Source organism: Acidobacteriota bacterium, from assembly GCA_016208495.1.
Taxonomy (GTDB): Bacteria; Acidobacteriota; Blastocatellia; order Chloracidobacteriales; family Chloracidobacteriaceae; genus JACQXX01.
In genome coordinates this window covers 31,186-44,286 of sequence record JACQXX010000109.1, presented here as the reverse complement: position 1 = coordinate 44,286, position 13,101 = coordinate 31,186, and the positions used below count along the sequence as shown (strand labels likewise).

8 protein-coding genes are annotated in these 13,101 nt (G+C 50.8%); 3 read left to right on the top strand and 5 right to left on the bottom strand.

Going from position 1 to position 13,101, the window contains the following annotated elements; translation table 11 throughout:
- The first annotated feature begins 84 nt into the window (after positions 1 to 84).
- Together HY774_22320 and HY774_22315 are read left to right on the top strand one after the other, a co-directional pair.
- A complete protein-coding gene (locus HY774_22320; protein ID MBI4751224.1) occupies positions 85 to 1,299 on the top strand; it encodes a glycosyltransferase family 4 protein in 1,215 nt (404 codons plus the stop codon).
- Positions 1,300 to 2,286, top strand: a complete 987-nt coding sequence (locus HY774_22315) for a glycosyltransferase family 2 protein (protein ID MBI4751223.1) — start codon at positions 1,300 to 1,302, stop codon at positions 2,284 to 2,286.
- A 139-nt stretch (positions 2,287 to 2,425) separates the two neighbouring features.
- On the opposite strand, the gene HY774_22310 is transcribed toward HY774_22315, so the two are convergent.
- The 4 genes from HY774_22310 to HY774_22295 form a co-directional block, all read right to left on the bottom strand.
- Positions 2,426 to 3,946, bottom strand: coding sequence for a beta-lactamase family protein (locus tag HY774_22310; GenBank protein MBI4751222.1), 1,521 nt, complete (start codon positions 3,944 to 3,946; stop codon positions 2,426 to 2,428).
- A 136-nt stretch (positions 3,947 to 4,082) separates the two neighbouring features.
- On the bottom strand, positions 4,083 to 5,024 hold the full coding sequence (locus tag HY774_22305; protein MBI4751221.1) for a hypothetical protein: 942 nt from the start codon (positions 5,022 to 5,024) through the stop codon (positions 4,083 to 4,085).
- Positions 5,025 to 5,695: 671 nt separating this feature from the next.
- Positions 5,696 to 7,054, bottom strand: coding sequence for a sigma-54-dependent Fis family transcriptional regulator (locus HY774_22300; protein ID MBI4751220.1), 1,359 nt, complete (start codon positions 7,052 to 7,054; stop codon positions 5,696 to 5,698).
- Between the two features lie 150 nt (positions 7,055 to 7,204).
- Positions 7,205 to 8,749, bottom strand: coding sequence for a HAMP domain-containing histidine kinase (locus HY774_22295; protein ID MBI4751219.1), 1,545 nt, complete (start codon positions 8,747 to 8,749; stop codon positions 7,205 to 7,207).
- Positions 8,750 to 9,032: 283 nt separating this feature from the next.
- On the opposite strand from HY774_22295, the gene HY774_22290 reads away from it, so the two are divergent.
- Positions 9,033 to 10,454: a hypothetical protein gene (locus HY774_22290; GenBank protein MBI4751218.1), complete on the top strand. Its 1,422-nt coding sequence runs from the start codon at positions 9,033 to 9,035 to the stop codon at positions 10,452 to 10,454.
- 407 nt (positions 10,455 to 10,861) lie between these two features.
- On the opposite strand, the gene HY774_22285 is transcribed toward HY774_22290, so the two are convergent.
- Complete coding sequence (locus HY774_22285; protein ID MBI4751217.1) at positions 10,862 to 13,090, bottom strand: SPOR domain-containing protein; 2,229 nt, start codon at positions 13,088 to 13,090, stop codon at positions 10,862 to 10,864.
- Between the last annotated feature and the right edge of the window lie 11 nt (positions 13,091 to 13,101).

The following is a 13,101-nucleotide window of genomic DNA, read 5'->3' as shown; positions in this document are numbered from 1 at the left end:
TCGTGTGTTTCGTGGTTAAAATGTCTGGAAATTTTCGGTAAGGTACTTATCATCCTGATTTCAGTTGTGGCTTTCAGTGAACGTATGAAGGTGCTTTTGGTGAACGATTACAGCTATCCATTTGGGGGTGCGGAGATTCAAACCCTGGCCATCCGGGACTCTTTGCGAGCCATCGGTCACGACGCCCGAATCTTTGCGAGTTCAGCCGCGCCGCTCAATGTTGAATCCAGGGCTGACTATCACTGTTTTGGAACCATGTCCCGGTTTCGAACCCTCCTTCAGACCGCAAATCCATCAGCTTACTGGCGGTTGCATCAGGTGCTCAACGAGTTTCAGCCTGATCTGGTCCATGTGCGAATGCTTTTGAGTCAGATTTCACCATTGATTCTTCCGTTGTTGAATCTTGTTCCCAGTCTCTACCATGTGGTTTGGTATCGCCCCATCTGTCCAACGGGAATTAAACTCTTACCAAATGGTGAATCTTGCGGTTTTCAAGCCGGGTGGGTCTGTTATCAACAGGGGTGTGTGCCCTTGCGTGACTGGGTACCGGTGATGCTTCAGTTAAAGTTGTGGCAGGCGCAACACATGAATTTTCGAATGATCATTGCCAATAGTGAAGCTGTCGGGCAGCGGTTGAGAGCGGAAGGCATTGACGTCGCCGGGGTCCTCCATAACCTGGTGCCGCTCCAGCCCGAGCGCCCGCCGCTGAGTTCCCCTCCGATTATTGCCTTCGCTGGTCGGTTGGTAAAAGAAAAAGGCATTGACGTTGCCATTCGAGCCACGGCCAGAATTATTTCCCGCCTTCCACTTTTGCAATTTTGGATTGCTGGCGATGGTCCAGAAAAACAGTCTCTGATAGACCTGGTGAACCAATTGCGTCTCACTGATCACGTGCGGTTCCTGGGACATCTTTCTCAATCTGAACTTGCCTGCCGCCTGGCTTCTGCCTGGGTCCAGGTTGTGCCGTCACGATGGGCTGAACCCTTTGGCAATATCACCACTGAAGCCATGATGCGGGGGACTGCCGTGGTTGCAACGGCCTGCGGAGGCTCGCTTGAGATTGTTAAAGAAGGTGAAACCGGTTTTCTGGTTCCTCCAGGTGATGACCAGATCCTTGCCGAACGATTATTGACGATTCTGACCGATCAGGAGCTGGCTGAACGTCTGGGCCGTGCCGGTCGCCAGCGCATGCTTGAAAAGTTTGGCCAGGACACATATCTTCATCAACTTCTGGCCATTTATCAGAAAGTGTTGGAAGGCTCTCGAAATAAAATGAATGTCGCTCAGGAGCACTGTTAAATGACACATCAGCCTCCTCCTCTGGTTTCCGTCATTGTTGAAGGATACAACGCCCCACGCAATGAAGGTTCCTTTGTGACGTTTCTTGACACGCTCAAACAACAGTCATTCCCGCTCAATCACGTGGAAGTCATCATTGTCGGCACGGCCCAACAAATTCAGGAATTACAGGAAATGGAGCTGGGGTTGACGGATTTTCACAGGGTAAAAATGGTCGTGTCTGAACAGGAACATTATTACAAAATGAAAAATCTCGGTGCCAGCGAGGCTTCGGGTGAAATTCTGGCTTTTAGCGATTCCGACACGTGGCTTATGCCCCAATGGCTCGACAGTCTTGTGAGCCGGATCAACCAGGGTGCGGATGTCACGGTCGGCATTACCCTGTTTCGCAGTCACCGGGGGTTGGAGCCGTACACCGCACGGATGCGCAGTGTCGCTTCGATTACATTTGGCTGGATTATTGGTAAACGCTCGGCGACAGAAACTTTTCCTGCTGTCGGGTGGCAGTCAAACAATGTCGCCTTTCGAGCTGACGTCTTCCATCAGTATTACTATGAAACCGAGTATGGGCGCACGCTTTCGCCTTCGCTCCTCTACCGTAAAATGACCGATGATGGACGAAAGATCGTGTTAGAACCGCAGCAACAAGTCCTTCATGTTTTTTCATTGTACTGGTGGCATCGCGTTCATTTTCGCTATGGGTATGAAATCTACTGGTTGCGCCGACTTGATCCAAATTATCCCAACCAGTGGATTCGTCGAACCACAATCTTTGAACCGATAGTGACCATGCTCTGGCATATGTTGCTCGATAGTCGCCGGTGGTTTCGATTTGGTCAGGTGATGGGGATCCACAATCTCCAGATTTGGACTCAATTCCCATTGATGATGGCCATGTCGGCATTTGCCCACAGCATGGAATGCTGTGGGATGTATGCCACCATCATTGCCCCTGAGAGAATGAAACAATGGTCATCTTACTTTTAGGGAGTCGGAAGAAAATAAAATCCCACTGAAATCGGGTTTAGGGTTCGAGGTTTAAAAGACATAAAGGACATAAAGGACGAAAAGGACATAAATTCGAAACCCTGAACCCCAAACCCTGAACCCTGAACCCTGACGGGGATTACCGAACCCCTGAAACCAGCTTGATGATGTTTTTGCGCAGATCGTCATAGGCGCCATTGTCCTGGTTGCAAAACAGCACCACCGTCAGGTCAAGTTGCGGAAAATGACGGAATTCAAAATTCACACCCGAAGCAATCCCCCCGTGGCCGTAGGAAGCGAGCATGCCATGCTGTTCGAGGATAAACCCATATCCATAGTCGGTGGATGAATTGAGCGCTCTGGTTTTTGAAGTTGTCAGGAGTTTGAAACTGGCTGGGGAAACAAGCTTTCCACTGGCCAAACCCCGGGCATATTTTAAAATATCGCGGGGGGTGGAAAATCCACCTCCGGCTGAAGAACCCCGGCGCCCATGCGGGGCAAATTCCCACCCGGTTGGTGTCTTTTTCAGTGGAGACGCCAGGTTGGGCACCGATCCATCCATCAGATAAGAATCTGACGCAGTCATTCCCAGTGGCTTGTAAATATGCTGGCGGATGTACTCAAAATAGTCCATCCGACTGGCTTTTTCGATGATCAGACCGGCCAGGATGAAGTTCGAATTGCTATAGGCAAACTGGCTTCCGGGTTCAAACCCTGTTCCAACTTTATAAATCCAGGGAAGGAACTGCTTGAGATCCTTCATCTGAGTCCGCTGTTGATTAAATTCGGGTGTCCAGTATTCATTGATCCCCGAGGTGTGCGAGAGCAGGTGGTGAATGGTCACTTTGCGGGCAAAGGCCGGATCGGGAAAATCAGGAAGAAACTCAATGAGTGGGTCAGAGTATTTCAATTTGCCCTGCTCAACCAGTTGGGCAATGGCAATGGCCGTGAACATCTTGTTGCCTGAGCCAAGGTTAAACCCGGTCTCAGGAGTGATTTTTTGAGTCCGTTTGGCATCAGCAAAGCCAAAGGCTCGTTCCAACAGCGGTTTTCCGGCTTGTGAAATCAACACGCTGCCGGAAAGATCATTGGCTTCAATCAGTGTATCAATGTACTGGTTGAGCCATTTGAGCGTCGTGGCGTCGGAAATATCTCCGTTTGGCAGGTACACCGGTTCGGCGACGTTGGCGATAAATACCAGTTCTTTCAATCTATAAGGTGGATTGGGTTCGACGCGAAATTGAAAGTCCAGCCAGCCTGAAGCTTTAGATCTGGCAAAAACATGCAGCACCCGGCTGATTCGGTCACCTATTGGAAGTTCCATCAACTCCGCATGGTGAAATTCCAGTTCGCCCAGGCTTTTGTATTTTGAAACTATACTTTCGGAGAGTTTGGGCGCCCCCAGACGCGTCAGGGTCTCCTCGGAAAAAATCTTCTGGGCAGTGGTGAGTGCGGTTTCTGGTGATCCAGAGCTTACAGCACTGACAAACTCCTGCCCATGATTTTGAATGCGGTCACGATCAGCTTTGGACAAGGATGGTGCTGGTTGATTTGGTGACGGTTGCTGGGAGGTTTGTGCCGGAGCAGGTGACTGACAAAAACTCAAGCCTGGAAAACACACCTGAAGGGCCAGAATGAACGGAATCAGAGCAGTTTGCATAACAATACCTTTAAAGAGAGAAGCCTGAATCGGGCTGATGGTATCTGGGCAAAAAAATGGGGGCTTGAGGTCAAGAACCTGTTCTTAAACCTCAAACCCCACGCAATCTTTCGAGAGACGATCAAAAATTCTGGGATTAGTTTACCGAACCTTGTTTGTTGACCATCACCTGGAAGTGGCCGTCTTTTTTGGTCACCAAAATGGTGTCGTTGCCGGAGGTGAAGGTGCGGGTTTCGCCGTCATTCATATCTTTCAAGGAATGTTTCTGGACCTGGCCGTTGTTATGAATCATCAGTTCCTGAGAATCATCAAGCATCACGTTGACGGATGATTCATGCATTCTGACCTTGGTTTGGCCATCGGTCTTTTCGATTTTTTCAACAAACACAAACTTGTGGTCGCCTTCTTTGGCATCACCAGGCGCCGCAACTTTGAAGTGGTCGCCGCGCATCCGGATCATCACTGGCTCGGCGGGAAATTCTTTGCCGTCCTTGGCCAGGACAAACGCTTCGCCTTTGCGAGTGGCCGTGATCGTGGCTTTTCCACTCACAATCGTTCGGGATTCACCTTCGGCAAAGTCCGCGACGTTGTATTCAGTTTTGGCATCATTTTGAAAAACAGTAAGGTTTTTGCCCTGATTGGTGATAATCAGTTTGGTGTTGCTCACCACGCCATTGCCATCTTTTTCACGGAAGATCATGACCTGTCCATCAGTAAGGCCATCAATTGGGTGGGCACCTTCGTGATCAGTCATAACAAATACTCGTTTGCCGGCTTCGCCGGGCATTCCGTCGAGGTCCTTCACTTCTTTGCCATCAACGAGCACGGTCAGACTATCGCCCTTGCGGGTAACCGCGATATTGCTGTTGTTGACAGTCAGCGTTTTGGTTTCCCCATCAGCCAGGTCATTGACGTTGATGCGGGTCGGCTTATCTTTGCCCAAAATGAAAACATTGCGTTCATCTGGCGTCCGAAGAACGTGTGGGCCCTGGGCATGGGCAGTGAAATTGGGGGTAATGATGAATGTCGCCAAAAACCAGACGGTAAATGCAAGAAGGGAAAAGTTTCTGTTTCGCATACTGTGTTGTGCTCCAAAATTAGGTTATAGGGAATGAAACGGTGTCTCCTCAATCGAACTGAACGATGTACCTATGGGCAACCACTGTGCCACAAGTGCGAAAATCCGAGAAACAGGGGTCAGGGGTCAGGGGTCAGGGAAATACAATTTCCACAACAGATTAGCCAGTTAAAAAATAAAGCGAATGATTAGAACAAGTTGATTTTCATCTAAAAAAAGGATTCAAAAGATTTCAAATCAGGCAAAATTCTTTTCAGCCGCACAGTCTCCCAAAGCGAATTTCAGAGAAACCAGTGGTTCGAAGCAGAGATGAGTTCCTCATTTGAGGAGATTGATTCCTGATATAGGGATTTCAAGAAAATGAAGAATTAGGGTTCTGGGTTCTGGGTTCCGGGTTTTTCGAAGGGAAGAGGGATGAGGGATGAAAGAAATCACCTTTTCACCATGTCATTTTGTCCCCATGTCATCCTGTCATTGTGTCCTGGTTTTCGCCGCCGCCGCGGTGGTTGAATTGAGGCAGGTCGTTTACGGCCTGCAAAAAAGGATCAAAATTCGAAAACCCGGAACCCAGACCAGATGACCGAATGACACGGTGAGAGGGTGATTTCTTTCATCCTTCATCCCTCATCCCTCATCCCTTCTGAAAACCCGGACCCCGGAACCCGAAAGACTTACATTCCAAATTTCTCAAGCCGATAGAGGAAAGTTTTGTAACTCATGCCAAGGAGTTTTGCGGCCACCGACCGGTTTCCGGCGGCCTGATCAAGTGCTTGACGCAACAGTCCTTCCTCCATTTCCTCCCAGACAATTCCCGAGGCCGGAAGGCGGAATGGGCACCCAGGTTGAGAGGTTGGGCGGCGAATTTCCTCGGGTAAATCGTCAAGGGTCACTTTGCCGTTGTCGGTCAGAAGGACCAGCCGTTCGACGACGTTTGAGAGTTCGCGCACATTCCCCGGCCAGGAGTATTCCATCAGACAGCGCAATACAGCAGGAGGGAAGGGTTCGACCGTGACGTTATAGCGGGCTTCGGCTTGTTTGGTAAAGATTGAAACCAGGAGGGATATATCTTCACGACGTTCACGCAGCGGTGGGATGGTAAGTGGAACGACGTTGAGGCGGTAGTAGAGATCTTCACGGAAAGCACCTTCGCTGACCAGTCGGGGGAGGTCCCGATTTGAGGCGGCAATGATGCGAACATTGCACGACACTTCGCCACGTCCGCCAAGTCGAGTAAACCGGCGTTCCTGAAGTACGCGCAGGAGTGTCGCCTGAAGCGAGAGCGGCATGGACGGCACTTCATCCAGGAAAAGTGTACCGCCCTCGGCTTCTTCAAATTTGCCTTCCCGTCGTTTTTGAGCCCCCGTAAACGCCCCTTTTTCATACCCAAACAACTCGCTTTCCATGAGTGTTTCAGGAATGGCGGCACAGTTGACGGCCACGAACGGGGCCTTGGCCCGTGGGCTTTCGGTGTGGAGCGTCCGGGCGACCAGTTCCTTGCCGGTGCCGGATTCGCCTTGAATCAGGACCGTGGCATCAGTGATCGCTACTTTTTTCAGCGTCCGATAGAGGCGCTGCATGGATTCAGCCTGGCCAAAAATCTCGCCACACTGATCGCGCTGGACAATTTCCTCGCGGAGCCGGAGATTTTCCTGTTCGAGCTTTTTGGTGCGCAAGACGCGCTGAATTGCCAGCAGGAGCGCTTCTTTTTCAAAGGGTTTGGCCAGATAGTCGTCAGCACCAAGGCGCACTGCTTCAACCGCATGGGCAATCGAACCATAGGCGGTCATCACGATAAACGAGCAGGGATACTGCCGTTTGCGAACCTCGGTCAGTACCTCGCCACCGCTCATGCCAGGCATTCGCCAGTCGCATAGCACAAGATCAACTGATTGATTCTCAAGGATTTCCAGTGCGGCAATTCCTGATGCCGCTTCCTGAACCTGAAATCCATCCTTGCGCAGAATATCGGCGATCAACCGCCGTTGAGCATTTTCATCTTCGACAACCAGGAGCTGATATGGGTGGGACATGGGCCTAAAAGAATGAAGAATGAAGAATGAAGAATGAAGAAAATACAAATGGTTAGTGGTTAGTACTTGGTGCTTAGTGCTTAGGGATCAATACCTTCCAAGAACCAAGAACCAAGAACCGATTAATTCTTCATTCTCAATTCTTCATTCTTACTTGATGTTGAGTGGTATGGAGATGACGGCTATCGTACCGCCGTCCGGGTTATCTTGAAACTCCAGTTTCCCACCGTGACCGCCTTCAATCAATTGTTTCGCCAAAAAAATGCCCATCCCCGAGCCACCGGTTTTGGTGGTGATATGTGGGGTAAACAACCGTCGTTTCACCTCATCCGGAAGCCCTGGTCCACGGTCGGCAATGCGGATGAGACCTGTTTGTTCAACTCTGGTGACCGACACGGTGACAGGGGAATGTTCCGGAGCGGCTTCGACGGCATTGTTGATCAGATTAGCCAATGCCGAGCGAAGTGCGGGCGGGACAACCAGGGCTTTCATGGGCTCGGAACAGGACGTGATTTCAATGTCGTTGCCAAGCTGGATGGCTTCAAAAGCAACATCCTGAACCAGATCGCGAATGTCAACAATGTCTGGTTCCGCCGCTCCTCCGGCGCCAAGCGCCAAAAATGACCGCAGCCAGTGGTCAATCCGCCGAATCTGACCACGTGCGGTTGTCACCAAATCCTGGCTGCCGTCAGCGGTGGTTGATGCCAGCTCTTCGACGGCTAACCCAAGTGTATTGAGTGGATTGCGAAGTGTATGCGCCAATCCGCGAGCCAGGTCGCCCAGTTCAGCTAAGTGTTCACGGGCTTTCCAGGTTTGTTTTTCCTCTTCAAGCTCAGCCAGCCGGGCGGACATCCGATTGAACGTGGTTTGCAGTTCGCCTAACTCACCTTTGGAGGTGACCTGAATTTGAGTTCCCAGTTGTCCTCGTTCCAGGGCTTCAACCCCAGCCATCAACTGACGGAGCGGAGACGTCAGCCGATGGGCAATCATCGCCGAGGCAAAGAAACCAGCCAGCAGGAGCAGGACGCCAGCGATTAACCCTTGTTGGAGCGTGGTTTGGATCACCTGTGTCGAGCGTGATGTCGGAAGCGGAATTCGTTTTTCACCCCCTGGAGCGCCACTAATGACAATCAGTCGGTCAGGCGTTGCTTCAGCTTCGACGATCCGTGCCTGGATGCGAGGCAGGCTGACGTGATGCCCAGGCGTTCCCTCTGGGTGAACGACGGTATATTCCGACCTGGCTTGTTTTCCATCTTCGGTGACATCAGTGGTTACTCGGGTAATGACCAGCTTTTTCTTGGGCTGTTGAGGATTTTTCGGATCAGTTTGTTCTTCGAATGTCGTGGTGCCCTGGTCCGCACTTTGATTGGGGATAGGGAACTGACCTGGAGGAATTGGAATTTGGAATTTTTCACCTTGGGCTGGAACCCGAATTCTCATCTTGGTTTGTGACGGATCAGGTGCCGGTAAGTGTTGAGGTTCTCCTTGAAACTCCTGCCAGGTTTTGAGTTCCGGGTCACCGGGTTTGAACTCAGTCCCGCTCTTAAAATAGAACGCCTGAGACAAATTGGTGGCGACTTCGGTCAGTTCACGTTCAATTGCCTGAAGTTGACGCATTTGCAGCCAGCATTGAACGCCGATCAATCCCAACATCAGTAACACGATTCCAAAAAACAACTGGGTTCGAATCCGCATGGAAAACCTCGAATGAATGAAGAATTGAGAATGAAGAATGAAAAATTGAGAAACCTGACTCCAGACCAATAGAAAACAGGTTTTTCAATTCTTCATTCTCCAGGTGACCTGGAGCGTTCAAAGAAGCAATTTGCGTGCCTGAATCAAAATCAGCCAACGCCTGAAAGTCCAACTCATTCTTGAGTTTTGACAGCTTGTAGAGTATAACCATCGAGCTTTTTTGCACCTCGATTTGTCACCACCAAACCCCGAACATCCCAAACTGATTTTTAGGACGCAAGTCATGAGCGATCCGCTACTCCGAACCAAACCCGGCGATTTTCTCGAAACACAAGAAGGGGCTGACAGACAGGGTTTTGAAAGCAGCCGGACTTCCTTAAATCGCTGGCTTGATATTTTGGGGAGGGAGCACAAAACCGCATTTCTGTTTGAACTGGAAATGTGGATCAAGTGCTTTGACCGATTTTTTCGCATCAAAAACCATCCGCTTTCGGAACAGGAACTCAAAGACATCGTCCGGCGCGATTTTACCGAAGAATTGCGGATTGTTCGGAATGCCACCCTGCGGATGAGCTATCTCTGCGGCGAAATCATGAATGCGGACAGCGTCGGTGTAAAACGGTTTAATCACTACATCGAAGGCCATCTCAAGCGAGTTCATACCATGGACAGCCTGGTGGAACGGTTGTTGACCCAGCCGACACCGGAAGATTCACTCGCACTCCTGACCGAGAGTCTGGCGGATATGCGGGTGTTGATTGATGATTTGACCCGGTTGTCGTCAGTCAGTTTTCAGTCCTTTACCAGCATGGGAAAACTGATCAACCGCGAGATCAAACGCTGCCGGTATATTGATCTGCTGATGATCTATAAGTTCAAACCGCAATATGACCGGATTGAAAACCAGCGATTGTCGGTGATTGTCAAAAGCATCCCAAACGATTTGTTGCGGCAGGACATGGCCAAGATTTTCCTCGAATTCTATCGCCTGCTGCGCTACCTCGATTTTATCCAGACCGACTTGAGCCAGGATCGTCCGCTCAAGGATTCAATTCTGATTTTTACCTTGATCAATGCTGAAGCCGAAATGTTGATTGAGTTTCTCAACATGCGGGTGATGAAAATCCCAGATCTCCAGGTGACGGTTTCTGAAGCGGTTGACGCGACGGTGTATGCGCTGGAAATGGAACTGCGCAAGGTCTTTGGCCGTGAACTGATCGGATTTGTTCACCTGCGGCAGGCGCCGCCCATCTACGCCAAAGTCGAAAACTCACACGGGTTGCTTCGAGATTGTTTCCAGCAATCCATCGTTTCGCTGGCCCAGGTTTTTGACCCCGAATTTGATGGCAGCATGGTGTTTGACACCTTCCAAACCAAACTGGAGCAGTCGCTTCGATTGCGGAGCGATACCTGGCGGCTGCTGTGCCACCTGCGCCGGTTTGAAGAAAAAGCCGACAAGTCGAAAGTCGTACCACTCATCGAGCAGATCACGGTTTATCGCGACACGACGTTGAAATATTTAATGTATAAGGATTGGGACGAATACGAGCATTTTTTGGAAGAAGTCGTTGCCGCCCGCAATCTGGAAGAACTCCTCAAAGTCAATCACCTGTTTGGGACCTTCCTTGAGACGCTGCTCGGTCAGGTCAATATGCGGGCCGTTTTGGCCAATCATCCATTTACCTACCCGCCGCTCGAAGACTAACCCCAACCCATATCGGCAAAAACAAAACCGCGTGAATCTAGTTGATTGAGATTCACGCGGTTTTTTCTGTTCATAGTTTATGTTTGGTGACACACTTTATTCGATGTGAATTCAATACGAGAAAAACATGGCATAGTAAGAAACCACGAAACACACGAAATACACGAAAAATAAATCCAAATATTTCAATGGTTTTGAGATATTGTCAGAAGAAGCACCAGGGAAATATTTCTCTGAAAAGCTATACTTCACTCTTCAAACTTGACTCCTCGCTACTCGTTCTTTTGTTCCTGCTAAGTACCTTGCCATAAATTTTCTGAGATATTGGATTTGGTAAGTGTTTGATTCTTTTCGTGTATTTTGTGTGTTTCGTGGTTCAAAATGTCTGGGAATTTTCGGCAAGGTACTTAGCTGCGCGGGACATACTTGAGCACCAGTCCACGCTCGCCGACGGCCCAGCCCACGCCTGATTCCAAAAAGAACACATCATAGAGCCGCATTCCCGGCAGGGCGGTTTCTTCTTTCCAGGTCTGGCCGCCATCCTGCGTCTTCCAGAACCCGGTTTCAAAGGTTGGGCCATTGAGTCGCAACGGACGGTTCCCAATTGTCCAGCCGGTGGATGGGTCGGTAAAGGTCGTAACGTGATAGCCAGGGAAGGTTGTGGTCCGCTCAATCCAGGTTTTGCCACCATCCGCTGTCTGAAATTGCGTCAAATAGCGGCTATCGCCTTGATAGGTTTCAGCGGTCAGAGAACCATGCAACTTGTCGAAGAAATGCACATTCATCAGCTCCGCGCGGGAGGCGGTCAGCGATACGTTTGCTTTTTCCCAGGTCAGACCACCATCGTGAGTGGAAAAAAGGCCGCCAGCCTGGACGCTGCCAGTGCCGTAATAATTGCCAATCGCCCAGCCGGTTTGGGAATCAAGGAATTTGACTCGGGTAAAAGAAAAAATGGCATCCTGGAGCTTGACCGATTTATTGAGTGTTGCTTCGAGTGATCCACAGCGGGCCCAGGTTTTTCCGCCATTTTCAGTTTTGAGCAAAGCGCCATAATTTCCAGCCGCATAGCCAATGTGAGGGCTGACAAAATGCACCGACAGGGCGTCCATTTCCGCCAGCCGCTGCCAGGTTTTCCCGCCATCTTCGGTTTTGACCAGCACCTGCTCATCACGAAGGTCTCGCGCCTGAGTGCCAAGCGTGCCGCCAATCAATGCCCAGCCACGGAGCCGATCAATAAAGAACAAATCGTTAACGGTGCCTCGCACTCCGACTGACTGCGAATTCCAGGTTTCTCCGCCATCTTCGGTTGAAAGTACCGTTCCTTGAATCCCAGCCGTCCAGCCACGGGCGGGATCAACAAAAAACACGCGGGTTAAGTCACTTCGAAGGGTTGGATATTGTCTGACCCAGCCAGTTGGCTGTGGTTCAGGCGCCCCAAGCAACGAGGGTAAATCTTTGGCTTTGAACGAGGTCGGTGCTGCCGCAAGCAGTGCTGGCAATTTGATTGGTGGATGAGGTTTGACCAGCTTTGGCGCCGGTGGCCTGGCCGGAGCGGCTTCGACGAGGGCTTTGGTTGTACTGGCTTCAACCAGTTTCATCCCAACCCCGCCTGACAACCCGCTTTCGGGAGGCAGTGGGTTTCCTAAATTCGGCAATGTCAGCGATGCCACTTCCTCACCTTTTTCTTTGCGACTGGCTTCGGCAATCCACGGGCGAGCCGATGTTGGCGAGGCGGGCTTTGAACTCAATTCCTGGCGACTTGATGGCCCTTTCCCAGGTTCAAGTTTCGATGCCGTCAGGTCAACGGATGGCGTGGGTTCTTGAAATGGAACTGGTTTCGATGTCTCTTTTGGCAGGGGGATTAACTGGGTGCTCCGGGAAATTTTGCTTGCCACTGCCAGGGTAGGCATTTCCAGTTTCACTTCCGACGGAGTGTTTTTGGGTTGAACTGGAACGGAAGCCTTTGATTCGGCTGATTTCGATTTTGAAGGAGGTGGTGTGTTCCTGGCAATTTCAGTTTTGGGCTGAGTTAATGTTTTGTTCACTGAAGCGCTGTCAGGTTTACTCAGGGTCGCGCCAGGTTTGCTGGTGTCGGGCTTCGCCACTTTACCAGGGGTGGATTTGCCGGCATCCGGTTTGGCGGGCGACTTACTGGCCGCAATTTTGGCAGGATCAGTTTTAGGTTTCGAAGTGGTTGATGACGTTGGAGTTTTGGTCGCGACGGCTGATGGTTGGACGGCTGGAACGCGCGAATTCGGCGATCCATTGGGGCCGTCGTACGAAGTGGCAAATGTGCTCTTTCCGCCGAGTGTGCGTGAGTAGCGCTGGGCATCCGCCGGAGATCCAAACCGACCAACTCGAATCCGATACCAGGTGCCTTTGCCGGGGATTTCGGCGCGGACATAATACGCCGTATGACCCGCCGCCTTGAGTTGGGCGACCTGGGCCCGAGCGGCGGCTTCGTCATTGGTTGAGCCAACCTGTAGTGTGTATCCTCCCCCTCCTTGATACGCTGAAGTCATTCCAGTGGCGAGACTTAGGGTGAGTACCAGCATCAGGCTCAGTACCAACCGACTCATTCTGAAATGTCTGGCGTCTCCCAGCTTGTCCTGTGGTGCTTTCAAATACCAAATCAAGGTCTGACACT

What these genes read in the sequence shown, in the direction of transcription:
- HY774_22295 (MBI4751219.1), bottom strand. Translation starts at nt 8,749, where the DNA reads ATGCGGATTCGAACCCAGTTGTTTTTTGGAATCGTGTTACTGATGTTG.
- HY774_22310 (MBI4751222.1), bottom strand. Translation starts at nt 3,946, where the DNA reads ATGCAAACTGCTCTGATTCCGTTCATTCTGGCCCTTCAGGTGTGTTTT.
- HY774_22300 (MBI4751220.1), bottom strand. Translation starts at nt 7,054, where the DNA reads ATGTCCCACCCATATCAGCTCCTGGTTGTCGAAGATGAAAATGCTCAA.
- HY774_22315 (MBI4751223.1), top strand. Translation starts at nt 1,300, where the DNA reads ATGACACATCAGCCTCCTCCTCTGGTTTCCGTCATTGTTGAAGGATAC.
- HY774_22320 (MBI4751224.1), top strand. Translation starts at nt 85, where the DNA reads ATGAAGGTGCTTTTGGTGAACGATTACAGCTATCCATTTGGGGGTGCG.
- HY774_22305 (MBI4751221.1), bottom strand. Translation starts at nt 5,024, where the DNA reads ATGCGAAACAGAAACTTTTCCCTTCTTGCATTTACCGTCTGGTTTTTG.
- HY774_22290 (MBI4751218.1), top strand. Translation starts at nt 9,033, where the DNA reads ATGAGCGATCCGCTACTCCGAACCAAACCCGGCGATTTTCTCGAAACA.